This is a genomic window from Lysinibacillus sphaericus OT4b.31, assembly GCF_000392615.1.
GTDB lineage: Bacteria > Bacillota > Bacilli > Bacillales_A > Planococcaceae > Lysinibacillus > Lysinibacillus sphaericus_B.
This window is the reverse complement of record NZ_KB933398.1, coordinates 503,150-526,489: the sequence shown is the minus strand read 5'-3', so window position 1 is coordinate 526,489 and position 23,340 is coordinate 503,150. Positions and strand designations below refer to the sequence as shown.

Annotated in this window: 20 protein-coding genes; 3 read left to right on the top strand and 17 right to left on the bottom strand. The window is 35.5% G+C overall.

Features of this window, described 5'->3' with window-relative positions; all coding sequences use genetic code 11:
* Positions 1 to 2: 2 nt before the first annotated feature.
* Together H131_RS02480 and H131_RS02475 are read right to left on the bottom strand one after the other, a co-directional pair.
* Positions 3 to 824 (bottom strand): sulfite exporter TauE/SafE family protein, encoded by an 822-nt coding sequence (locus H131_RS02480; protein ID WP_010857467.1) that lies wholly within the window; start codon positions 822 to 824, stop codon positions 3 to 5.
* A complete protein-coding gene (locus tag H131_RS02475) occupies positions 824 to 1,681 on the bottom strand; it encodes a DUF72 domain-containing protein (RefSeq protein ID WP_010857466.1) in 858 nt (285 codons plus the stop codon). The genes H131_RS02480 and H131_RS02475 overlap by 1 nt, the downstream gene beginning before the upstream one ends.
* A gap of 195 nt (positions 1,682 to 1,876) precedes the next feature.
* Between H131_RS02475 and H131_RS02470 the strand changes: the two genes are divergently transcribed.
* Complete coding sequence (locus tag H131_RS02470) at positions 1,877 to 2,542, top strand: response regulator transcription factor (RefSeq protein ID WP_036129750.1); 666 nt, start codon at positions 1,877 to 1,879, stop codon at positions 2,540 to 2,542.
* The gene (locus tag H131_RS02465; protein ID WP_010857464.1) at positions 2,535 to 3,995 is read left to right on the top strand and encodes a sensor histidine kinase; all 1,461 of its coding nucleotides are present in this window, start codon (positions 2,535 to 2,537) and stop codon (positions 3,993 to 3,995) included. Before H131_RS02470 ends, H131_RS02465 begins: the two co-directional genes overlap by 8 nt.
* Before the next feature lie 513 nt (positions 3,996 to 4,508).
* Here the strand turns inward: H131_RS02465 and H131_RS02455 are convergent.
* The 11 genes from H131_RS02455 to sufC form a co-directional block, all read right to left on the bottom strand.
* The gene (locus H131_RS02455; RefSeq protein ID WP_010857463.1) at positions 4,509 to 4,868 is read right to left on the bottom strand and encodes a hypothetical protein; all 360 of its coding nucleotides are present in this window, start codon (positions 4,866 to 4,868) and stop codon (positions 4,509 to 4,511) included.
* A gap of 124 nt (positions 4,869 to 4,992) precedes the next feature.
* Positions 4,993 to 5,670, bottom strand: coding sequence for an ABC transporter ATP-binding protein (locus tag H131_RS02450; RefSeq protein WP_010857462.1), 678 nt, complete (start codon positions 5,668 to 5,670; stop codon positions 4,993 to 4,995).
* Positions 5,671 to 5,679: 9 nt separating this feature from the next.
* A complete protein-coding gene (locus tag H131_RS02445) occupies positions 5,680 to 7,113 on the bottom strand; it encodes an ABC transporter permease (RefSeq protein ID WP_010857461.1) in 1,434 nt (477 codons plus the stop codon).
* A 239-nt stretch (positions 7,114 to 7,352) separates the two neighbouring features.
* A complete protein-coding gene (locus H131_RS02440; RefSeq protein WP_010857460.1) occupies positions 7,353 to 7,955 on the bottom strand; it encodes a nitroreductase family protein in 603 nt (200 codons plus the stop codon).
* Positions 7,956 to 8,143: 188 nt separating this feature from the next.
* Complete coding sequence (locus H131_RS02435) at positions 8,144 to 8,743, bottom strand: DsbA family oxidoreductase (RefSeq protein WP_010857459.1); 600 nt, start codon at positions 8,741 to 8,743, stop codon at positions 8,144 to 8,146.
* Between the two features lie 90 nt (positions 8,744 to 8,833).
* Positions 8,834 to 9,271 (bottom strand): Rrf2 family transcriptional regulator, encoded by a 438-nt coding sequence (locus H131_RS02430; protein ID WP_036130960.1) that lies wholly within the window; start codon positions 9,269 to 9,271, stop codon positions 8,834 to 8,836.
* A gap of 302 nt (positions 9,272 to 9,573) precedes the next feature.
* Positions 9,574 to 10,971 carry a Fe-S cluster assembly protein SufB gene (sufB, locus tag H131_RS02425; RefSeq protein ID WP_010857457.1) on the bottom strand — a complete coding sequence of 466 codons (1,398 nt, stop codon included), beginning with the start codon at positions 10,969 to 10,971 and terminating at the stop codon, positions 9,574 to 9,576.
* Positions 10,972 to 11,101: 130 nt separating this feature from the next.
* A complete protein-coding gene (gene sufU / locus H131_RS02420) occupies positions 11,102 to 11,530 on the bottom strand; it encodes a Fe-S cluster assembly sulfur transfer protein SufU (protein ID WP_010857456.1) in 429 nt (142 codons plus the stop codon).
* Entirely contained in the window at positions 11,520 to 12,749 is a 1,230-nt protein-coding gene (locus H131_RS02415) for a cysteine desulfurase (RefSeq protein WP_010857455.1), read from the bottom strand. The genes sufU and H131_RS02415 overlap by 11 nt, the downstream gene beginning before the upstream one ends.
* Positions 12,749 to 14,056 carry a Fe-S cluster assembly protein SufD gene (sufD, locus tag H131_RS02410; protein ID WP_010857454.1) on the bottom strand — a complete coding sequence of 436 codons (1,308 nt, stop codon included), beginning with the start codon at positions 14,054 to 14,056 and terminating at the stop codon, positions 12,749 to 12,751. Before sufD ends, H131_RS02415 begins: the two co-directional genes overlap by 1 nt.
* Positions 14,057 to 14,074: 18 nt before the next feature.
* The gene (sufC, locus tag H131_RS02405; RefSeq protein WP_196228903.1) at positions 14,075 to 14,860 is read right to left on the bottom strand and encodes a Fe-S cluster assembly ATPase SufC; all 786 of its coding nucleotides are present in this window, start codon (positions 14,858 to 14,860) and stop codon (positions 14,075 to 14,077) included.
* A gap of 589 nt (positions 14,861 to 15,449) precedes the next feature.
* Between sufC and H131_RS02400 the strand changes: the two genes are divergently transcribed.
* Entirely contained in the window at positions 15,450 to 16,352 is a 903-nt protein-coding gene (locus H131_RS02400; RefSeq protein WP_010857452.1) for a glutamate biosynthesis transcriptional regulator GltC, read from the top strand.
* 216 nt (positions 16,353 to 16,568) lie between these two features.
* Here the strand turns inward: H131_RS02400 and H131_RS22965 are convergent, their stop codons facing one another.
* The 4 genes from H131_RS22965 to H131_RS02380 are packed head-to-tail and all read right to left on the bottom strand — an operon-like array spanning position 16,569 to position 23,338.
* Complete coding sequence (locus H131_RS22965) at positions 16,569 to 17,663, bottom strand: polysaccharide deacetylase family protein (RefSeq protein WP_010857451.1); 1,095 nt, start codon at positions 17,661 to 17,663, stop codon at positions 16,569 to 16,571.
* Between the two features lie 22 nt (positions 17,664 to 17,685).
* Complete coding sequence (locus H131_RS02390) at positions 17,686 to 20,877, bottom strand: hypothetical protein (protein WP_010857450.1); 3,192 nt, start codon at positions 20,875 to 20,877, stop codon at positions 17,686 to 17,688.
* Entirely contained in the window at positions 20,874 to 22,298 is a 1,425-nt protein-coding gene (locus H131_RS02385; protein ID WP_010857449.1) for a glycosyltransferase family 2 protein, read from the bottom strand. The genes H131_RS02390 and H131_RS02385 overlap by 4 nt, the downstream gene beginning before the upstream one ends.
* Positions 22,295 to 23,338 carry a HEAT repeat domain-containing protein gene (locus tag H131_RS02380; protein WP_010857448.1) on the bottom strand — a complete coding sequence of 348 codons (1,044 nt, stop codon included), beginning with the start codon at positions 23,336 to 23,338 and terminating at the stop codon, positions 22,295 to 22,297. The genes H131_RS02385 and H131_RS02380 overlap by 4 nt, the downstream gene beginning before the upstream one ends.
* Between the last annotated feature and the right edge of the window lie 2 nt (positions 23,339 to 23,340).

Below are 23,340 nucleotides of genomic sequence, written 5' to 3'. Positions count from 1 at the left end.
TTTTATAATAAACCATCAAGTATTGAGCGAATTCCTAATAATAATAAAATAATTCGAAGGGCTAGCACAAGCGTATCTGATTTAATTCTTTTGTTTAACGCTGCCCCCAGCTTTGCACCGATATATGCACCTGGAATAACAGGTATTGTATAGAGCCATGGGACATGTCCTAAATAAATATGACTCGCTGAACTAACTATCGACGATAAAAACACCATGAACATGGATGTCGCCACTGCCACGTGAGGAGGAAATAAAAATAAAATAATCATAGCTGGTACAATCATGGAGCCTCCACCGATGCCAAATAATCCTGAGGCAAAGCCGATTGCAAACGTGATTGTCACTGCAAACCAAATTGGATAGCCGTATACATATGTTTTACCAGATGCATCTGTAAATTGTTGTTTCGTGCCATTTTCCACAAACCATCGTACTGGCTTCAATTTGTCACGTACAAGTAAAATTGTCGCCAAAATTATCAGAAGAATACCAAAATATAAGTTAAATGATGGCAAATCTAAGCCTTTGTTTACCCATGCGCCCAGTACTGTGCCGGGTATACTTCCTATAAAAAAAACAAAGCCACTTTTATAATCAACTGTTTTGGATTTCATATAACTCAGTGTTGATGCAAGACCTGTAAAAATCATCATCACAACAGATAAGCCAACCACTTTCTGCGGAGTTAACTCTGGAATCATCCCTAGATTTAATCCGATAAATAATGTTGCTGGCACTAATATAATACCTCCACCAAGCCCAACAAGTGAGCCTATCAAGCCTGAAAGTATGGCAATAAAAACTAGTAGCAAAAACTCCATTATATTTCCCCTTCAAAGATATTTAATTGCTTTGGTGCCAAACCAATATCTCTAATGGCTAAAATTTCTTGTAATTCTTTTGCATTTTTTGCAGCATGTTGACCTGAATTGTTGTTAAATAACACAAACAGCTCCTGCACCTGTAATTGTAGGCTTTTAATATATTGCCCTAGTTGTTGTAGTTCTTCCTTATTATAATCGTATAAAAAACGAACTTTGCGCCAATTTTCGGTATTGCCCGTATTACGCCAGCCATGAATATTTCGTCCATGTATGCGTACGAGCGCTTTATTTGCAGTCGCTTCTGGATAAAATGGCACAGAGCCTACTCCAGCCTGGGGTTCATCACAAATTGTATGAATAAATTGATGCTCTCGTAAAAAGTCGATTGTTTGCTGTACTACCTTGTCTGCATACCATGTCTGATTACGAAACTCAATCGCCACCTCAAACTCCTTCAATTGCTGCCTAATATACAATAAATATTGTACATTTTTAGCCTGACAATCAAACCATGGTGGGAATTGAGCTAAAATCATCGCTAACTTACCATGACGTTTAAACTCATTCGCACATGCAATAAATGCATTAAACATATCATTTTTCGATTCAAATGGAATGTCTCCACGTAAATGCCCTGTCATTCCCTGATAGGCCTTTACGACAAAGCCGAAGTGATCCGGTGTATTTTCACACCATTTACGTATATTTTCAACAGATGGAATGGCATAAAACGAAGTATCTACTTCGACAGTTAGAAAATGACCAGTATAATCGAATAATTTTTCCTTTGAGGCAGTCACTCCACTATACAGTGAAGGATGATCGCCCCAGCCTGTTAATCCAACTCGAATCATGTGACTCCCTCCTCTATGTACATTATCATAGCACACACTTTCTAACTTCGAATGACCGTACAACAAAAAATGCGACTAAAGCTGAGTAGCGTTAGTCACATGTATACCCTGAAGTCTTTATATTATTACTATATATAATACATCTTCACATAAACTACAGATTGCAAGGTTATAATGTCTTCATGAGGTGATGTAATGATGAACTATCATATTCTTGTAGTAGAAGACGACCAAGAAATACAAGAATTAATTACACAGTTTTTAATGACACAAAAATACACGATTGAAGTGGCATCAGATGGCTTAGAAGGCATGAAACGCTTTAATGCGCAATCCTTTGATTTAATTCTATTAGATGTGATGATGCCTAACCTTAATGGCTTTGAAGTAGCTAAAATGATTAGAAGTCAGTCAAATGTACCGATTATTATGCTCACTGCATTAGAGGAAGAGCAAGATCAAATGCAAGGCTTTGATGTCGGAATCGATGATTATATAACGAAGCCCTTTTCCTTTCATGTTTTGATTAGGCGAGTCGAGGCTGTCCTGAGAAGAAGTTGCCTTCAAAATACTGGAAATCAATTAAATTTTAATGAAATACGTGTCGATTGTGACGCCTACAAAGTATATGTTAATGATATTGAAATACCATTAACGACAAAGGAGTTTGAAATTCTTCAACTGCTACTTCAAAATAAGCAAAAAGTAATCACAAGAGAAATCATCGTAGAAAAAGTTTGGGGATACGATTATTCTGGTGAAACACGCATGATTGATACGCATATAAAAAATATACGGAAGAAATTAGATGTACCCTGTATTAAAACCGTAAAGGGTATTGGTTATAAAATCGATGAATAATATACTAAAACTCCTGAAGATGAAGAGGATTACCTATAAACTCTTTATCATAACCTCTCTCATCTTGTTAGCTTTTGCTGTCATGATTTATCTAACATTATACTTTTTTCTTCCAACATTTCATGAGCAATATAAAACAAATCAGCTTCAATCAGGCATAGAAGAAATAATTGATAAATCTAAGAATCTTACATTTAGAGATGCTATTCCACTCTTTGATGAATACTCAAAACAAAATAATGCCTTCATCTACCTTCAAAATAAAGAAGGAACAATTGTTTATTCGCCTTCTTTCTTTGTTCAGGAAGGTACTCAATCAAAAGTGATTGCTAAAACGTCTCCAGCAAAGAATCCTGATATTCTTGGTAATTCATTTAATGTTACCATGCCGATTCAATTCCAAGATGGTAATTTAGAGCTTGTTGTGTTTGCAACTTTTCAACCTATTGATGAAGCATCACAGGTCTTAGTACGTTTCCTTCCTTATATAAGTATAATTGTCATTGTAATTGGTCTAGGAAGTGCTTATTTTTATTCCAGGTTCATAACAAAACCACTTATCTATATTAATGAGGGCGCACAAAAGCTGGCAAACTTGGATTTTTCAAAAAAAATCCAACTCCATTCTACGGATGAATTAGGAGAACTATCTAATAGCTTGAATGATATGTCAAAAAATTTACAGCAAACCATGCTCGATTTACAAAAGGCCAATGAGCAATTAAAAAGTGATATCGAAAAAGAGCGAGAAGCCGAAATAAAACGCAGAGAATTTTTTACAACGGTTGCTCATGAACTCAAAACACCGCTCACTGTTATGAAGGGTTACTTAGAAGGGATGATTTATAATATTGGTCCTTATAAAAATCGTGACCAATATTTGGAGAAAAATCATAAAATTATCGAAGAAATGGAGCTACTGGTCCGCGAAATTTTAAGTATGTCAAAACTAGAACAAGATACCTTTAAACTGAAATTGGGAGAAGTAAAACTTTTAGAATTGATTGATACAATGACAAAAGATCTCGGTTTTTTTGCTTCTCAAAAAAATATTACAATTATAAAACAAATTGCTCCTCATCTCTCAGTACGTACAGATTGTGATTTATTAGAAAAAGCCTTAAAAAACATTATTCATAATGCCATTATGTATTCGCCACAAGGAGAGACAGTTTATATAGAGCTAACTGAGCACCCAAATCAAAATACTATCCAAATACAAGTCATCAATACAGGTGTCAAAATTAAAGAAGAGGATATACAACAGATATTCGAACCATTTTATCGAATCGAAAAATCAAGAAACCGCAATACTGGTGGAAGTGGGCTTGGACTCTATATAGTAAGGCAAATTTTTGATTCCCTTTCTATCACCTATTCTTTGAATAATTCCGATCAGGGCATACAATTTACAGTTACTATCCCTTTTTCCATTAAGGAAAGGTTAACGTAAACAATTGACTCTGAATAAGAAGATGATAATCAGGTCCGGATAAAGCAACTCGCTTTCCGCATATGAACTAGCTAGCCTCCTCCTTCACTACGTTTCGTGCGAGGTCTAGCTAGTTCATTCTCCCGCAGGAGTCTCGCAGCTTTTTCCTATCTTCAGATTGTAGACAAACTCAAAAAATAGAGTAGTTTGTTTAAATTCTTATTTCTTTTCAAATAGAAGTATTTATATGAACCCGTTGATTTCTGCTACGGCGGACGCTTTTCGCGGGCACGGCTTCAGTCTCCTCGTCGCTACGCTCCAATCAACTAGTATAATTGCCATGCCCAAGAAGCGAGTTTTTAGTAAGCAGCGTTTAAATAACTATTTTCTGCATAAAAAGCTTATTAATGGTTGGTTTATACTATGATGAAGATTTTATTAAAGATGGTATAGTCACTTTTACATCGCTCTCTTTAGGGTGTATTTTTTTTACTAGATGTCTCGACAGAAATTTATTAAACTAATCTATAAATATTAGTTAGGAGACGCTGCTCCTGACATAGTGCCATCTTGGTTTAGAGCGTCATTTCCCGGTTGTTCTGGTGACATTTCTCTTGGATTTGAAGAGTTCTCATCCCACTGTTCTGGTATCATTTCTTGATTTAGGTCATATTCCCCCCATTGTTCTGGCCTCATCTCTCCTGGACCTGGACTATACTCCCCAAACTGTTCAGGTTTCATTTCTCCTGGATTTTGTATTCTATTATCTTGCTGCATATTTGCTTCGCATGGATTCGATTCTTCACTCCCACTTAAATTCACCAAATTCGTTAACGAACCAATTACTATTCCCATTGACACTAACCCAATGGAAAATGCTAGTTTTCCCCACATTGTTAACTCTCCTTTTTAATTTTCTAGATTATTAAAAGTTGTTTATATCGATTGGTTGGCCGCTAGTATATTTTAAAACCTTTATCAAAACGAGTTTTGATAAAGGTTTTATTATCTATTTCCCCTACAAATTTTTGCAAACTAAATTTCTTTTTTCAAGATACACTACTTTATCTGATTGTTTAGCTACTTCCTGAGAATGCGTGACGACAATGATGCATTTATTTTCTTTATGGGCTAGATCTTTAAATAACTCAACAATTTCCACAGAAGTCTTCTCATCGAGATTCCCAGTGGGTTCATCAGCAATTAATAAATCTACATTGCTAGATAATGCACGAGCAATTGCTACACGCTGTTGTTGACCACCGCTTAATTGTAATACCTTTCGTTTTGCTTCTACTTCCGTTAAGCCAACTTTTCCTAATAACTCTAGCGCTCTTCCCTTTTTATCTTTCACATTAACCCCTGTAATTTCCATTGCCGTGACTACATTTTGAAGAGCAGTCATATACGTAATGAGATTATATGATTGAAAGATTATCGAAACGTATTTATTTCGATAAGTATTTAGTCCAATCTTTCGTATATCTTTTCCTTTGTAGAGCACATGTCCTTCTTTTGGATTATCTAATCCACTTGCTAAGCTAAGGGCTGTTGTTTTTCCTGACCCTGATGGTCCTAAAATGCTATAAAAGCACCCCGCTTCAAACGTAAAATTTACATTCTCTAAAAGCGTGTTTTTCTTATTATTACTTTGATAATAGTATTGTAGATTTCTAAACTGTAAAATAGTATCCATTAGTCTCTCCTATTCATCTTTTAATAAAATTTCTTTTGGATTTAATCGAAGAATCGATAATGCTGGAAGAAGTGTTGATAAAACCACAATTAATAGACCTAATCCCCCTAAATTCAAGACATCTTGGGATGATATACTTACATCTATATTGTCAATAGGATCCACATCTTTGTTTTTATCTTGGCCATTCATCATACCAAACGAGAACCCTAGATTATTTGATTCTTGTTGTTGCTCTTCAGAAGCAATAACTTCTTTCTGTAATAAACTGTCTCCCATTTTTTGAGATACTGTTTCACCTGTAATTATCGAAATGCCAAATGCTAATACAGCTACACATAATACTTCTACTAAAAGTTGTCCAACTAATTTTCTTTTTTTCTCACCAATTGCCAATAAAATCCCGAGTTCTTTCCGTCGCTCTTTTATTGTCAACATAATTATTAAACCTAAAATGATGGATCCACTAATGGAAACTAAGTATACGATCCACTTTGAAGTGGAGGCTATATTCTCAATAGGGCCTACCATTTTTTGATACAACGCATCATGTGCATCTAATTTAAATAAATCAAAATCAATAGTTGTTTTCTTTCCTTCTGCTTTAAAGTCCGCAATACTTTCGGGATCTTTTAAGTAGTAAATTGCTTCGTTAATTGTTGTATCATTGACATTATCATTTTCATTAAATTCTTTCATCGAATCATAATTGGCATACACTCTATTTGATGGATGCATCATTGGTGGTAATGATTCCTCAAAGTTAGTTATGTCAGAATTTTTGTAAATTCCTACAATTTCCAATTCCACTTTCGAAACTTCATCAGTTGATTTGATCTTTAACTTATCACCAACTTGAAGCTCGTTTTGTTCTGCTAACCGTTCTTCAATCAAGACTACTTTCTTATTCTTATCTTCTGGTGTTATTGGGCGTCCCTCAACAATTTTATTTGTTCCCTCTTTAAAATCCTTCAATAAATCAGAACTTCTCACACCTTGAAAGAAAGTATCTGGCATTTTCATGCTGCCATTATTATTGCCCCCTACCGATCCACCTACTGCCTCTCCACCTTTGTCAGCATTAACGGGTGTGTAACCGTCCGCAACAAGCATCTCACTTTTTAGATAATTAAAATCTTCTACGTATGATAATTTAGCTAATTGGTCTGCTTCTTCTGCAGAAAGCTCCGGATGTTTTATTCTCCCACCTGGATTTTCTTCTCGCTGTTTCGCTACATTTTGCATCAGTTTTTCCTCGTCCAACCTAAGACTCACGTCAACTCCTAACTTTTGTCTAGCTAGATCATTTGCAGTCTTTGAGACATTTTGTATGGCAAATCCCGCTAATACTAAATTAGCGACAACTAAAAATACGGCGAATAAAATTAGCGATTTCCCCTTTCTTGCTTTGACACTCAAAACTGCACGTTTGATAAAATTCATTTACATTACCTCCTTGATAACTCTAACTATATAAGAGCAATCTGAAGCTTATATGAAGATAATTCGAAGTTTATCTGGAGATATCAAAGAGTTTATGTGAAGAGCTCTATAGCGCTTCTCTAAATAAATTTCACTTGGAATAACAAAAAACACCCTATAAAGTAAACTTTTATGGTCTACTATATAGGGTGCCTTTACGTTTAAATCATTATTTAGTGTTGTAAATTGTTTTTTTAATATTAATAAAATCTCACAATATCTTCATAAGGTAATGCTGTTTTTTCTCCTGGTTGTTCATTTGGTTCACCAAATGGCATTTGTGCTATTAAGCTCCATTCACCTGGGATATCCCAAGTTTGTTTTACTTCCTCATCAATAATTGGGTTATAGTGCTGTATGGATGCTCCAATGCCTTCAGCAGTTAAAGATAACCATGTAGCGTATTGTAACATTGCACTTCCTTGATGTGACCAATATGGGAATTGCTCTTTATATGATGGTGCGTTTTCTTGCATTTGTTTTATTGTTGCTTGATTTTCAAAGAATAGAATTGTTCCTACTCCATCTTTAAATCCTTGTAGTCTTTCTACAGTAGCAGCAAAGCTTTCTTCTGGAACACGTAAGCTTAGTGTTTCTTTTACAATATTCCAGAACTTATCATGCTCCTTATCCATCACTACAACGACACGTGCACTTTGCATATTAAAAGATGATGGTGCATGTACAGCTGTTTTTAACAGTTCATTGATTCTTTCTTTAGTGATTGTTTCGTTCTTTTTCACTTTACGAATTGAACGACGGTTGATAATTGCTTCTTTTACATTTGATGTAGTTACTGACATTTTAAATTCCTCCAAGTTTTAACTGATTTATTTTTATGATGGGCTGTCTAAACAGTCTTCAAACCTCTTTTTTACCTTTGTATCAAAAAATAATATGATACCTCTAAGCATATTGTTTTTCTTTTGGAACAACCTCTTACTGGTTCATCACTAATAGCTAAGCCACTTACACATTGTCATGATTTTGTTTATTTTGCTAATTGTTTATCGATGATTTGCGCTAATCTTTCTTTACTAGCTAATCCTTGGATCACTTCATCACCAATGATTAGCGTCGGAACAGCCGTAATATTTGCTTCTTCATATGCATGATTTAAAGCCTTTTGATGGACTTCGCGATATTTCCCTGAAAGTAAAGCTTCTTTAAAATAATCGCTCGGGAGACCTACTTCGCTCGCCAAATGTGTTAATACTTCAATGTCCTCAATATTTTGTTCTTCCTGGAAAAACGCAGTAAAGACTCTATGATGAAATTCATTTCCTTTTCCTTGTTCTTTTGCGAATTGATATCCTTCAAAAGCTACATGCGTGTATGGATGCGGGGAAACACGTGGTAAACGCATTTCGATTCCAAGCTTTTTCGCAGTAGGAAGTATAAAAGAATCCCATGACCCTAATTTTTCGGGTTCTTTCCATGGGTCGATTTTCGGAAAAGGGGTAGGACGTAATTCAAATGGCATCCATTCTACTTCAACATCTTTTTCTTTTACAAGCTCATCTAATGGCCCTTTTCCTAAAAAACAAAAGGGACATATAAAATCCGAATAGGCTTTAATTTTTAGTGTCATCTTAAGTCCCTCACTTTCTCTATAGTTGTAACTATTTTGGTTACAACTATTGCAAATAAATATGCATTCTCTAAAATGAATGCATTCACATTACTGTTTGTTATGGATTTCATCTATTAACGATGTCACTACATGTTCCATTGTGATGTTTTTTAAAACTTGTTCCATGGCCTCCTGTGCTTGAACTAGTATTAGTTCTAAAACAGATTGGATATTTGCACCTATAGGACAATTAGGATTCGGTTGATCATGAAAATGAAATAATCTATCTTCTTCTACAACTTCAACAGCACGATACACATCTAACAACGGAATAAGATGTAAATCTTTCAGTAAAAATGCTCCTCCCATTCCACGACGCACTTGCACAAGACCTGCCTTTTTAAGATAGGAGACAATTTTCCTAATCACTACTGGATTTGTATTTACGCTTTCTGCCATGTATTCAGAAGTACACACAGTTGATGGATTGTGTTTTAAAATTGATAAAATATGAACAGCCATTGTAAAACGACTACTAATTTTTATATTTAGCACCTCCTGTTGTAACTATTATAGTTACAACTAATAAAAATGTCAACCACCTAACGATAAAATAATTGTTGACTGATAAGTGACTTCAAACAAAAGATGTGTGATTAGCTTTAGACAAACAGGCCATTTCTAAACCTTTGCAGAGTCGTAAAGCGAAGAATATATTTTAAGAGGTTACCAGGTCAGCTTACAAGACAAAGGCAAATTCTTCATAATGTCAATTTGTTGAATAATCCCCCAAGTTTTATAAAAAAAACCCTTGTCACAAACATTGTTGTGACAAGGGTTTTGTTGTGTTATCCGATTGAACCTTCCATCTCGAACTTGATAAGACGGTTCATTTCTACTGCATATTCCATTGGTAATTCTTTTGTGAATGGCTCGATGAAGCCCATAACGATCATTTCTGTCGCTTCTTCTTCAGAAATACCACGAGACATTAAGTAGAATAATTGTTCTTCTGATACTTTCGAAACTTTCGCTTCATGCTCTAAAGAAACATTATCATTTAAAATTTCGTTGTATGGAATTGTATCTGAAGTAGATTCGTTATCCATGATTAACGTATCACATTCAATGTTCGCACGTGCGCCACTCGCTTTAGGACCGAAACGTACTTGACCCATATATGTTACTTTACCACCTTGTTTTGCAATCGATTTAGATACGATTGTGGAAGACGTATTTGGCGCTAAGTGAATCATTTTCGCTCCAGCATGTTGATGTTGTCCTTTACCTGCTAATGCGATTGATAACGTCATACCACGAGCGCCTTCTCCTTTAAGGATACAAGCTGGGTATTTCATTGTTAATTTAGAACCAATGTTACCGTCGATCCATTCCATTGTACCGTTTGCTTCAACAATTGTACGTTTTGTTACTAGGTTGTAAACGTTGTTCGCCCAGTTTTGAATCGTTGTATAACGGCAGTATGCATCTTTACGTACAACAATTTCTACTACCGCTGAGTGTAAAGAGTTCGTTGTGTAAACAGGTGCTGTACAACCTTCAACATAGTGTACGTGTGCACCTTCGTCTACGATAATTAACGTACGTTCGAATTGCCCCATGTTTTCAGAGTTAATTCGGAAGTAAGCTTGAAGAGGTGTTTCCACTTTTACACCTGGTGGTACATAGATAAATGAACCACCTGACCATACTGCTGAGTTAAGAGCAGAGAACTTATTGTCAGAGTAAGGAATCACTGTACCCCAATATTTTTTGAAGATGTCTTCGTTTTCACGAAGTGCTGAGTCTGTATCTTTAAAGACAATTCCCATATCTTCAAGATCTTGTTTCATGTTGTGGTATACTACCTCAGATTCATATTGAGCTGATACACCTGCAAGATATTTTTGTTCTGCTTCTGGAATGCCTAATTTGTCAAAAGTTGCTTTGATTTCTTCAGGTACTTCATCCCAAGATTTTTGTGTTGCTTCTGATGGTTTTACGTAATACGTAATTTCATCAAAGTCTAAATCGCCGAGTTCGCCACCCCACTGTGGCATTGGTTTTGCATAGAAAGTTTCAAGTGCTTTTAACCGGTATTCAAGCATCCACTCTGGCTCTTGTTTCATATTTGAAATTTCACGGACGATTTCTTCAGTTAAACCACGTTTTGAACGGAAAATTGATACGTCCTTGTCATGGAATCCGTATTTGTAATCGCCAATATCAGGCATTTTTTTAGCCATTATTTCTCCTCCGTTCACGAATTAATGTTCTTTATCTAGTCTAAAGTCGCCATCCCCTAAAGATTGCTTCGATCCCTCAAGTGAAGCTGAAATCCAGTGCTTTAAGGGGATAATGGATGCTTTAGTTCGTTTATTCTTTTACGCCTTTTTCCATTGCTTTCCAAGCCAATGTCGCGCATTTTATACGTGCAGGAAATTGAGAAACACCTTGTAGTGCCTCAACATCCTCTAGGTCGTATTTTTCGCTGTATTCTTCGCCCATCATCATTTTAGAGAAAATGTCAGCTAGCTCTAATGCTTCATCTACTTTTTTCCCTTTGATAATTTGTGTCATCATTGATGCAGAAGACATCGAAATTGAACAGCCTTCACCATCAAACTTCGCATCTTCTACAACGCCATCAGTCACTTTTAGCGTTAAGTGAATACGGTCGCCACAGGTCGGATTGTTCATATCAATCGTTACAGCATCTGTTTCTAAAGATCCCTTATTACGAGGATTTTTATAGTGATCCATAATGACTGAACGGTATAGTTGATCTAAATTATTAAAAGACATCGCCAAAATACTCCTTCGCAGAACGCAACCCTGTAACTAGTCGGTCAATATCTTCCTCTGAGTTATACAGATAGAAACTTGCCCGCGCTGTCGCTACTTGTTGAAGACATTTCATTAGTGGCTGTGCGCAATGGTGTCCTGCACGAACAGCGATACCATTCATGTCTAGAACTGTTGCTACATCATGTGGATGTACATCGTCTAAGTTAAATGTAACAAGGCCACAACGCTTCATTGGATCACGTGGACCAAAAATTTTAAGTCCCTCAATTGTTTCAAGCTGATCCATTGCATAGCCTACCAGTTTATGTTCATGCTGCGCAATCTGATCAAGCCCTATTTCATTTAAGAAATCAATGGCAGCACCTAAACCAATGGCACCTGCAATAATCGGTGTTCCACCTTCAAATTTCCAAGGTAGTTCCTTCCACGTTGAATCATGAAGTCCAACAAAGTCGATCATTTCGCCACCAAATTCAATTGGCTCCATCTTTTCAAGGTGCTCTTTTTTACCATATAGTACACCTATTCCAGTCGGGCCGCACATTTTATGTCCTGAAAATCCTAAGAAATCCACATCTAAATCTTGCACATCAATTTTCATATGTGGTGCTGCTTGTGCACAATCTGCTACCATTACTGCACCATTAGCATGTGCAATTTGAGCAATCTCTTTAATAGGATTAATGGTACCAAGAACATTGGACGCCATTGACACTGAAACAATTTTTGTTTTCGGTGTCATCGTCGCACGTACTTTATCTAGGTTAAGGGTACCATCTGCCTCAAGTTCAATATATTTTAATGTTGCATTTTTTTCTTTCGCAAGTTGCTGCCAAGGAATAATGTTTGAATGGTGCTCCATATGAGTGATGACAATCTCATCGCCTTCTACAATATTGGCACGACCATAACTAGATGCTACAGTATTCAACGCAGTTGTTGTACCGCGAGTGAAAATGATTTCTTCTGTTGTTTTAGCATTAATAAAATTACGAACCTTGTCACGCGCACCTTCATATTTATCTGTTGCACGGTTCCCTAATGTATGCACACCACGGTGAACATTTGAGTTATCAAATTCATAATAATGCTTCATCGCTTCAATTACTTGAATAGGCTTTTGTGAAGTTGCAGCGCTATCCAGGTAAACGAGCTTATGTCCGTTGACTTCCTGATTTAAAATGGGGAAATAGCTTTTAATGTCTTTATTCATCATTAGCGAACTTTCCTTTCGATAACCTCCGTCAGTTGCTTTTGAACGCCCTCAATTGGTAATTGCGTAACAACTGGCGCAAGGAATCCATGGATAACAAGGCGCTCTGCTTCTGTTTTCGAGATACCACGGCTCATTAAATAATATAATTGAAGTGGATCTACTCGGCCAACAGATGCTGCGTGTCCTGCTGTTACATCGTCTTCATCGATTAAAAGAATCGGGTTAGCATCGCCACGTGCTTTTTCAGAAAGCATTAACACGCGTGATTCTTGTTGTGCGTCGGCTTTTGTTGCACCGTGCTCAATATAGCCAATACCGTTAAAGATTGATTGTGCTGCGTCTTTCATCACACCATGTTTTAAGATGTGACCATTTGAATTTTTACCCCAGTGACGAACTTCAGTTGTGAAGTTTAGTTTTTGTTCTCCACGACCAACTACTACTGTTTTTGTATCAGCATGAGAACCATCACCAATCAGGTGTGTAATGTTTTCAGAAATAGTATCTGAATCATTCATTAAACCAAGTGCCCAGTCAATTTTTCCGTCACGTGCTAAACGTCCACGACGATTAACATAAGTAGTATAACCTTTTGCTAGTACATCAACCGCACCGTAAGTTACTTGTGCATTATCTTGAACAACGACTTCTGCAATGATGTTAGCTTGGCCCTTTGCTTCTTCAACTGTTGAAATGTATGTTTCAACATATGTTACAGCAGCATTTGCTTCAGCTACCACTAATACGTGGTTATAAAGTGAAGCATCTGCATTATCATTTAAGAATACCACTTGTAGCGGCTGTTCGATAATTACATTTTTTGGTACGTAGACGAATACGCCTCCATTAACAAGTGCTGCGTGAAGCGCTGTTAATTTATGTTCATCAACTTTTACTGCTTCAGTCATGAAATACTTTTTAAGAAGCTCACCATGTTCACGTACAGCAGTTAACATATCTGTAAAAATAACACCTTTATCAGAAAGTTCCTGTGATGTTTTAATGAATGCTGGTGTGTTATTGCGTTGGATATATAAGTTTTCTTGTGCTTCAAGGTCAATTAAGCCTTTAGCTTCTTCTGGTAGTGCATCAAGTGAAGCAAAACCTTCACTTTCTACTGTGTGCGTTGGGAAGTTCATGAAATCCCATTTTGTAATATTTGTTTTATCTGGTTTTGGCATTTCTAAACCAGCTGCTTTGTCTAGTGCTGCCGCGCGAAACTCTGTAAACCAAGTTGGTTCACCATTAGCTTCAGAGAACGAGCGCACGTCCTGTACAGTTACAGGCAAGTTAATTTCCACTGTCATGCTAGTTCGTCCTCCTTCTTATGCTTCTTGTTCTTCTGTTTCTTCTTCGATACCTAGTTCTCTTTTAATCCAGTCATAGCCTTCTGCTTCTAAGCGTTGAGCTAGCTCTGCTCCACCAGATTTTACAACACGACCTTGCATCATTACGTGTACATGATCAGGCGTAATGTAGTTCAGTAAACGTTGATAGTGTGTAATCATCAAGCATCCAAAGCCTTCGCCACGCATTGCGTTAATGCCTTTAGATACAACTTTCAGTGCATCAATATCAAGACCAGAGTCGATTTCATCTAAAATTGCAAATGCTGGCTTAATCATCATTAACTGAAGAATTTCGTTACGTTTTTTCTCACCGCCTGAGAAACCTTCGTTTAAGTAGCGTTGTGCCATATCTTCATGCATTTCAAGGAATTCCATGTTTTTATCTAATTCGCGGATGAATTTCATCAGTGAAATTTCATCGCCTTCTTCACGACGAGCATTGATAGCTGAGCGTAAGAAGTCTGCATTTGTAACACCAGCAATTTCTGATGGGTACTGCATTGCTAGGAATAATCCAGCTTGTGCACGTTCGTCTACTTCCATTTCAAGTACGTTTTCGCCATCAAGCTCAACTGTACCAGAAGTTACTTCGTATTTAGGGTGACCCATAATAGCAGAAGCTAATGTAGATTTACCCGTACCATTTGGTCCCATGATTGCATGGATTTCATTTGTATTGATTGTAAGGTTTACGCCTTTTAAAATCTCTTTCCCGTCGATTTCAACGTGAAGATCTTTAATTACTAAAGTTGACATTAAAATTACCTCCATAGTGTGTTCATTGAATGGGGAACCATTCCTTAATTATCATCATTCTAATCTTAACTGAAAATCGTTCTCTATGCAAACCATTTCAATCACTTTCCAACTTCTCTAATGACATCTTGCAAAACAAAGACTTTGTAAGCATTTTCAGTTTATTGCTAAAGGATGCTGACAATGAGAATCAACTTACTTCATTTTCAATAAAATATAACTAATTGAGAATGGATTTCATCTAGCAACATAGTGGAAACCTATCAGGAAGCGCTAATTGTAGCGGTTTTGTGACATTTTGCATAAACAACAATATCTATACTATATCCTTTTTCTTTAGAATGGAATCAATTACAGAGAAGAAAAATTATAGAGTACTAGTTCAAGTATTTTTGTCCTCCAACTATTTTGCTAAGAAATTACACTGAGATTCCACACAAAATAACTCCTAGCGTAACTAAAAGCTAAGCAGTTCTAAACATCTATTTAACTTTTATTTAGCTTATCTACATGTTTACAGTTATTTTTAATACTAAATATTATATAATTACAATATAAACAATCGTATTTTTCGATAAATAGAGGTGAGTATCAAGTGGAGTTACGTCAATTACGTTATTTTGTTGAAGTGGCTGAACGTGAGCATATTTCAGAAGCCGCAGAACATCTTCATGTTGCACAATCAGCAATTAGCCGTCAAATTGCCAATTTAGAAGATGAATTAGGTACACCACTTTTTGAACGTGTCGGACGAAATGTAAAATTGACACCGATTGGAAGAACTTTTCTTGAACATACAATTACTGCCTTAAAAGCAATTGATTTTGCTGCCAAGCAGGTAGAAGAATACTTGGATCCAGCAAAAGGTACTATTAAAATTGGTTTTCCAACAAGCTTAGCTAGTTATGTACTACCAACCGTTATTTCGGCCTTTAAGCGTGAATACCCCGACTTACAATTCCAGCTCCGTCAAGGCTCTTATCGTTTCTTAATAGATGCTGTCAAAAACCGTGAGTTAAACTTAGCATTCCTTGGGCCGCTTCCACCAAAAGATGAGACTATTCAATCAACCGTTTTATTTACTGAAAATATTGCGGCACTACTACCAGCAAACCACCCATTAGCTAAAAAAGAAAGTATTCAGCTGGCTGAATTACGCAATGATCTATTTGTGTTATTCCCAGACGGCTATATTTTACATAAAGTCGCAATGGATGCATGCCGTGCAGCTGGCTTTTCACCAAATGTCATTTCACAAGGAGAGGACTTAGATGCACTAAAAGGCCTCGTGGCCGCTGGAATCGGGGTCAGCTTATTACCAGAAAGCTCACTATACGATTCAGCCGCTCGATTTACGGTAAAAGTGCCAATCGAGTCTCCCACAATACCTAGAACTGTGGGAATTATCTCACCAGTTAACCGTGAAATTGCGCCTTCCGAAAAAATATTCTTAGACTTCGTCAAAAACTTCTTTTCACGACTTTCGCAATTCCAATAAAAAAATCGCCGTTTACGGCGATTTTTTTCCCTTCGTCAATTCTAAACCCCATTAAATTTGAATGGCAATGTGTCTTCTTTAAGGTTCCTTTTTCAATTTACTACTTAGAGAATTTGTGGCTTAGCAAAGGATAAGCTTCATTCGTTACGTTCAAGTTGTATGCTAGACACACATAACCAAAACATAAACTGCTGCTGATTTTTGGATTCAGTTTTTTTATTTTGTAAGCTGTAATCCTTCCTTTGTATTTACTGGTAAAATAGAATCTTTACCTAATCCATTAATATATTTCATCATCTGTTCTAAAATTTCTGGCGTTGTTTCATACTCTTCCAATCGATCTTCTTTAATACCGTGCAACATAATAATGACCCAAGATTTCTCAGCAACCGCTTTATCAATCCATTGTTTCACATCTGAAAATTCTGTTGTATTTGTAATAGCATATGATTTTAACCAGTACGGATCATAATTATTAGGTATATTCGTTTCTCTACCTAATACACGAATACCGTCGAAATATTGCATAGCAATTTTCCTTACTTCTTCATTATAATCGGAATAAGGAATCGCAACAGTTGAAACGACACCTTTGCCTAGTAAAGATTCGATTGTATTTATGCTTTCAGCAAATTCATAACGAATATCGTCCACTGATTTTTTTGTTAGAAAAACATGATTTTGTGTATGCGATGCAATTTCTAAACCTAAATCATGTGCAACCCATACTTGAGATGATGTCATATAAATTTCATCATCTGAGTACAATTTATCACCGATAATATTAAAAGTTCCAGGCATATTATATTTCGAATGGAGTGGTAGTGCTTTATCATACCAATCTCGATAGCCATCGTCATAGGATAGTGTTACAAGTGCCTGTCCGTAATAATCAGAAGTATTTAAAGGCGTGATTTTTTTAATATCCTCAATTGCAAAATTGGTAGTAAAAATCAACTTGAAACTATTTTTCAAGCGATTTGATTGATCATTTTCAATATTATTTTGGACATTTAAAGTATATGTCGTATAGTTTTCGTATGATTTTTTAGGCTTCACTTTAACTTTATTTTTATTAATCTCTAATGTAGTCGGAAAATCATTTCCTGCTTCATCTTTAATCGTAATTGAAGAGCTAGTAATCGATGCTTTATTAATTGGATGATTAAATGTAATCGTCCATTCCTTATTTAAATCTGTAATTTCTTGTTGCTCTATAAAAGATACCGCTTTCGTTATAGTTATACCATTTATGCATAAAAGCACAAATGGTGTCGCTAATATAACGATAATCTTTCTCCACTGAATCAATCTTTCTCTCTCCTTTAAACCACTATTCAAATCTCTTAAATGTTTCTTTCATAATGCCATAGGAATTTTTTAACCGTTCTTCAGTTTTAGGCAGATTCCAATTATCCCATGTATAACTATGCAATTGATTAAGTACACCTTTTTCAATCTCTGGCAATGAAGATACAACCTCATGCTTATCATTAACAAACAATGCACCTATATTTATTTTATCTACAAAAACTGATACTTCTCCGTTTTCTTTATAGAAATCCCCTATAAATTCTTTATGACTGGGATCCTTTGATTGAAGAAGTAACCAAGGAATACGTAATTCTATAGTTCCTTTGTCGCTCCAATTATAATCGACAAGAGAATTATAATCCTCTGCCTTCGGATTACCATTTCCCTCTATTAATTTGCCTGTTTCATATGCTGAAAAAGGTACATCTATATCCTGTTCTGGCAAGTATAGCTCTTTATTTAAAGCATAGTAAATCGGACTGAACGTAGTGTTCTTTTTCATAACACTTGAAGATGGAATGTCGATAAGCTTTAATTCATGTCCATATAAATAAGAATAGAAATCATAATAAGGATCGATGACGATACGTGACTCCTTATTCTTATTAAGCTCGACAACAAACTCAATGCCATTTTTGAACGTTACTCCTTTCAAATCTGATTTTGCTGTTTTTCCCTGATTCGGCATAACATCTAATAGAATTTGAGTAGTAGATATTTTATTGAGTACATCTCCTTTTAATTGAAGGTACAAGTATCTTTCATCATAATCAACGCTCATTGAAGGCTTGTTTTTTTGCTGTTTATATAAAAGGGGAGCTTTCCATTCTGATATATCTCCGTCAACCTGTACCTTATGCCGATCAAAGCTTAGTAAACCAAATTGTTGTTCATTTGTTTGTGCATTAGACCAATAAGGGCGTTGGTTTGGATTATCATAGTCCATCGTATTCCAAGTACGTTTAAACCACTCATCTTGCCAAGTAAATACTAATCCGCCAAGTAAATCCTCTGCCATAATATCCTCAAACAGATGGGTTAATATTTCACCTTGCTCCCGCTCTGATACAAATCCCTGAGTCCAGCCATATGGATTATCATGGGTTAAACCACGTGAACCAGGGATTCCAAACTCAGCGATTAATATTGGCATACGATGTGCAGCGTGTAATTCTGCTAAATAGCCTGCATAACTATTTTTTTCTCCACGATGATCCACATACGACAAGTATTTTTGATCATAGTTAAAGAAATCTGGATAGTATGGATACACATGGTACGATGCAAATTGACCTGTTTGTTTCGCTAACCCTTTCGTATAAACGACATTCGGATTAACACTTGCAATATCTTCATCTGTATTCGGCTCAGATGGATGATCTAATAAATCTGTTGTAACCCAGTTTGTAAAGCTCATAGGATGCATCCAGCCATAATTATTTTGTTCATATTGCGTAATATAATCCATTTGTTCTGCAATCCAATATTCAAATGGGGAAGCATTTTTTGTTTGGAAATAAACACCATCATATTGTCCAATAGTAGCATGCTTTTCATTTGTTCCGTTCACCATATGAGGGTACCATTCGATACCAATAACCCAACCGATTATATACTGTGAAACATCCGTATCATAATAACCAGATGCATGTCCTACTACGTGCTCTACATATTTATTACCGTGAATGACATCTACAAGGGTTTTCATTTCTGCTCGGAATTTCTCAAGCGTTGCAGGATCATAAGCATCTAAAGTTTCCTCTAAACCTTCTTCTTCAATCCACACTCCATGTAGCACATATAAAGGATTTTCTGCTTCTTCATTATATCTTTTTAAAGCTCTATAAAAGCCAGGTGGATGTAACGTATAGACTCGGATTGTATTGGCATTCATTTTACCAATCTGTTGGAACCAGCGATAATATTCATCCTCCGTAATGGCCGCCTCTCCAGGGAAATAACCTGGTTTTCCCATCCCCATATTAACGCCTTTGAGGGTGATAGCTTCCCATTGCCCATCTTTTAAAATTTCAAATGTTTGATCATTAATACGTGCATTATAACCTAAATTATTTATTGATGAACCGTCAGATTTCTGCTTAACTTCTTTTTTCTCGAATTCTTCCAAAATAGACTTCATCATCGGTACATATGCTGACCAATAGAAAGCATCATCTGAAAAATTTTGTAAAACTTTATAGACTGATGCTAGCCCTTTCATCTTATAGAAAAATGGCACTTTATTCATATCATTAAAATCGCCTGCAAAATAATATTTTGTAGCATTTTTTTGTTCACCTGAAACAACGGCTGCGAATGAAAGAGGAACATCATGTTCATTTAATAATTTTTCTCCTTCATCAGTTAAACTCCACTCATAATTCGCTAAAACATCTTGCTCATTTTGCGCCGTAACAATATCAAACCAGTAATCATATCGTGTGCTTGATGAAACATTCAAGAACTTTTGTCCTGCTTTAATGAAGTTAAGATAAATACCTTCTTTATCAATATGTTTATTTAATTCTAAAACAAAAACCTCATCTGTAAAGTCATTTACTAATATGAAGCCCCCACCTTCATATTTCCAGTCATCCTTAAATTTATCAACAACCCATTGTGGAATTTCATTATTTTTTCTATAATCTAATTCTTCAAAATAGCGACCAATCCAGCCAGACCAATCTATTTTCAAATAATCTAGCACTTGATTTCGCACTTCAGGAGACGTTGGTGATGCAATAGAGTTAAATTCTGCAATAAATAAACTTTTTTCGGCACTAGTTAAACGTTTCATCATAGCATCCCATTCTTGCGATTCTAATCCACCAACAATTTTCTTTGTGCGTGCCCCCAATCTTTCTTGCTTCGGGTTGAGATCATCTTCATAGACACCGTACGTATCCGCTAAATAAATTACATCATAATCTTTGTAATCCTTTGGCATTTGAGAAGTAGACACACTGTTATTTTGTTCATCTGGAATTGTCCCAAAATAATCCTTGGATTCATCATATTGACCTTCTTTATGTTCGTACTTCAAAAAATTTAATAGCCAAGTTAACCCTAAATGCTCTCGATATGATTCATCCTTCACTGTTTTATCAATGATTGCAACATTCAGTTGTTTATTAGGTGACACAAACCAAAGAGCAATTGGTATCACTATAAGTAATAACACTACTATAATTCCCAAATAAATACGCTTCATATCGATTCTTGCTCCTTGCTTGAAATACCTTTACGATCCATTTTGCCCCACTCTCGTCTTCTTACTAAAAAGTTCAAAAGACCTTCACAACGCCAAATAAGTGTAATAGGACGATACCAAAACATTTCTGTAAAACTTAGTAACATCATACGTATTAAGTCAGCAACCTTGAATGTTTTATTTTTGCTCCATGCTTCAAATAACACAGCCATTATTGAAAATACAACACCATACAGTACAAATGATAAAAGTAGCAAAATGGCTATCTCATAATAGATGTCACCTAAGAAAAAAGCAAAAACAATATAAATATACCCACCAAGTTCGACAATCGGTCCTAAGCCTTCAATGAGCCAAAAATAGGGGAAGGATAATAACCCAATACCTCCATATTTTGGATTAAAAGTCATTGTTTTATGACTCCATAAACTCTCTAATAATCCTTGATGCCACCTTCTTCTTTGTCGCCTTAAAACAGCCATTGTTTCTGGTGCCTCTGTCCAACAAACAGGGTTCTCTACAAATTCAATACGTTTATTTTCTTTCTTTTTACGGATATATTGATGCAGTTTTACTACGAGCTCCATATCTTCACCAATCATACTTTTAGTATAGCCACCTGCTTCTACTACCCATTTTTTTGAAAACAGACTAAATGCACCTGAAATAATTAAAACCAAGTTAAATTTACTTAGCGTAATTCGTCCTATTAAAAAAGCTCTAAAGTATTCAATAATTTGCATAGTAACTAAATAATTTTTAGATAAGTTTGTTTCTAAAATGGAGCCAAGTTGCATATTCATTCCATTGGCAATTTGAACATTTCCTCCTGCCGCAATTACCTCACCATCAGATAAGGCAATGGGTTTCATTAAACGTAATAAAGATGTACTCTCCAGAATTGAATCTCCATCAACAGAACAAAAATAAGGATATCTTGCCACATTAATGCCTACATTCAAAGCATCTGCCTTTCCACCATTCTCTTTCTCTACTAAAAAACAATTTGGGTGAATTTGTGATTGATAGATTTGATTAATAGGACTTGCTGGGATTTCCATCTTTATTACTTTTTCAATTTTTTGCATTTGAAAATGCTCAATAACTATTTCTTGAGTACGATCAGTAGAACCATCATTGACAATGATTATTTCAAATTCTGGATAGTGTAAACTAAGTAGAGAATGAATACTATCCACAATACCTACTTCTTCATTATAAGCAGGTATAATTACAGATACTGGTTTAGAATAGAACGCATCAATATACGTATCATCCATTTCAGTGTGATCAAGCCTATATTCTTTTCGTAGCTTAAAAAAGGCAAAGAAGAACATAAGTCCATACGTTACTATAACCAGTAGCATATAAATTATGATTAACCCACCAAAAAACCACATTAAATAGTCAAGTATAATCATACTGCACGCATCCTTTTTTCTAATACTTCATTAGCCATATCAATTGCATATTGGTCATTTGTTGTTTCAATGAATTTTTTTAATCTCTGATAACCTCTGGGATCTTCAATTATCGTACTTGCTGCTTGTGACCGCACCCACCAATTACTATCTTGTAACAATTTTTCTAAATGCCCGGAAGTATATGTTAAAGGTGCATACTTAAATAATTTTGCGACCATTAATCTTTCTTCCCATATTGACGAATTAACAAATGGAATATACGTCTCTAAATCTCGGATAACCCCAATTCTTTCTAGTCCTCTAAGAGTCCGAATGCGAATTTCAGTATCCTCACTTGCTAATAATTCCTCAAGTCCCTCTATAACTTCCATACTGCCTTTTGCTGCAATTGTATCAATCAAAGCATATTGTGCCGCTTGATGTAAATTTTCCAATTTCCCCATAAATTGTTGGAGCATTTCTACATCTAAATATGAAAATAACTTTTTATATTCACTTTCTGAAAAAGAATAATTACATAGCAATATTTCATGTATAAATTTTTCTTTTTCAAGAATAGAATATATTTTTAATAGCTGAAATACTTCTATAGAATGTTTGTGTTTAATGGATACTTCGCAAGTACTGATAAGCTCTTTTATATGGAAATCAGCAATGCGGTACATTGCATTCATTTTCTTACTCCCGTTTTTGGATTTTAATTCATTTTGGTAATAGTCCTTTAAATACATTTGTGCAAAATTATATATTTTTTGTTGAATAATCGGATTGGAAATATTTCTTAAATACGATAAAAATATGTGTTCTACCGCTAATATTTGATTTTTATTTTTAGGAATTAGCGTAACAGTAAATTGGTCGTCCTCTAGAAAGTACTCCTGCCAAATTATTTTTGTTTTTTGTATATACTTTTCAATCTCATGCTTCTTTCTTTCTTCATACCCTCTTTGATAGATTAAATAAATCATTGCTACACCGCAAAATACTAAGAGAATAGCAATAATATATAATAATAATTGAATAGATAATTCAATCATAA

Excerpts from the sequence above, each read along its gene's own strand:
- H131_RS02385 (WP_010857449.1), bottom strand. The coding sequence starts at position 22,298 with ATGATTATACTTGACTATTTAATGTGGTTTTTTGGTGGGTTAATCATA.
- H131_RS02390 (WP_010857450.1), bottom strand. The coding sequence starts at position 20,877 with ATGAAGCGTATTTATTTGGGAATTATAGTAGTGTTATTACTTATAGTG.
- H131_RS02435 (WP_010857459.1), bottom strand. The coding sequence starts at position 8,743 with ATGACACTAAAAATTAAAGCCTATTCGGATTTTATATGTCCCTTTTGT.
- H131_RS02445 (WP_010857461.1), bottom strand. The coding sequence starts at position 7,113 with ATGAATTTTATCAAACGTGCAGTTTTGAGTGTCAAAGCAAGAAAGGGG.
- sufD (WP_010857454.1), bottom strand. The coding sequence starts at position 14,056 with ATGACAGTGGAAATTAACTTGCCTGTAACTGTACAGGACGTGCGCTCG.
- H131_RS02465 (WP_010857464.1), top strand. The coding sequence starts at position 2,535 with ATGAATAATATACTAAAACTCCTGAAGATGAAGAGGATTACCTATAAA.
- H131_RS02440 (WP_010857460.1), bottom strand. The coding sequence starts at position 7,955 with ATGTCAGTAACTACATCAAATGTAAAAGAAGCAATTATCAACCGTCGT.
- H131_RS02475 (WP_010857466.1), bottom strand. The coding sequence starts at position 1,681 with ATGATTCGAGTTGGATTAACAGGCTGGGGCGATCATCCTTCACTGTAT.
- H131_RS02415 (WP_010857455.1), bottom strand. The coding sequence starts at position 12,749 with ATGATGAATAAAGACATTAAAAGCTATTTCCCCATTTTAAATCAGGAA.
- sufU (WP_010857456.1), bottom strand. The coding sequence starts at position 11,530 with ATGTCTTTTAATAATTTAGATCAACTATACCGTTCAGTCATTATGGAT.
- H131_RS02450 (WP_010857462.1), bottom strand. The coding sequence starts at position 5,670 with ATGGATACTATTTTACAGTTTAGAAATCTACAATACTATTATCAAAGT.
- H131_RS02470 (WP_036129750.1), top strand. The coding sequence starts at position 1,877 with ATGATGAACTATCATATTCTTGTAGTAGAAGACGACCAAGAAATACAA.
- H131_RS02480 (WP_010857467.1), bottom strand. The coding sequence starts at position 824 with ATGGAGTTTTTGCTACTAGTTTTTATTGCCATACTTTCAGGCTTGATA.
- sufB (WP_010857457.1), bottom strand. The coding sequence starts at position 10,971 with ATGGCTAAAAAAATGCCTGATATTGGCGATTACAAATACGGATTCCAT.
- H131_RS02380 (WP_010857448.1), bottom strand. The coding sequence starts at position 23,338 with ATGATTGAATTATCTATTCAATTATTATTATATATTATTGCTATTCTC.
- H131_RS02455 (WP_010857463.1), bottom strand. The coding sequence starts at position 4,868 with ATGTGGGGAAAACTAGCATTTTCCATTGGGTTAGTGTCAATGGGAATA.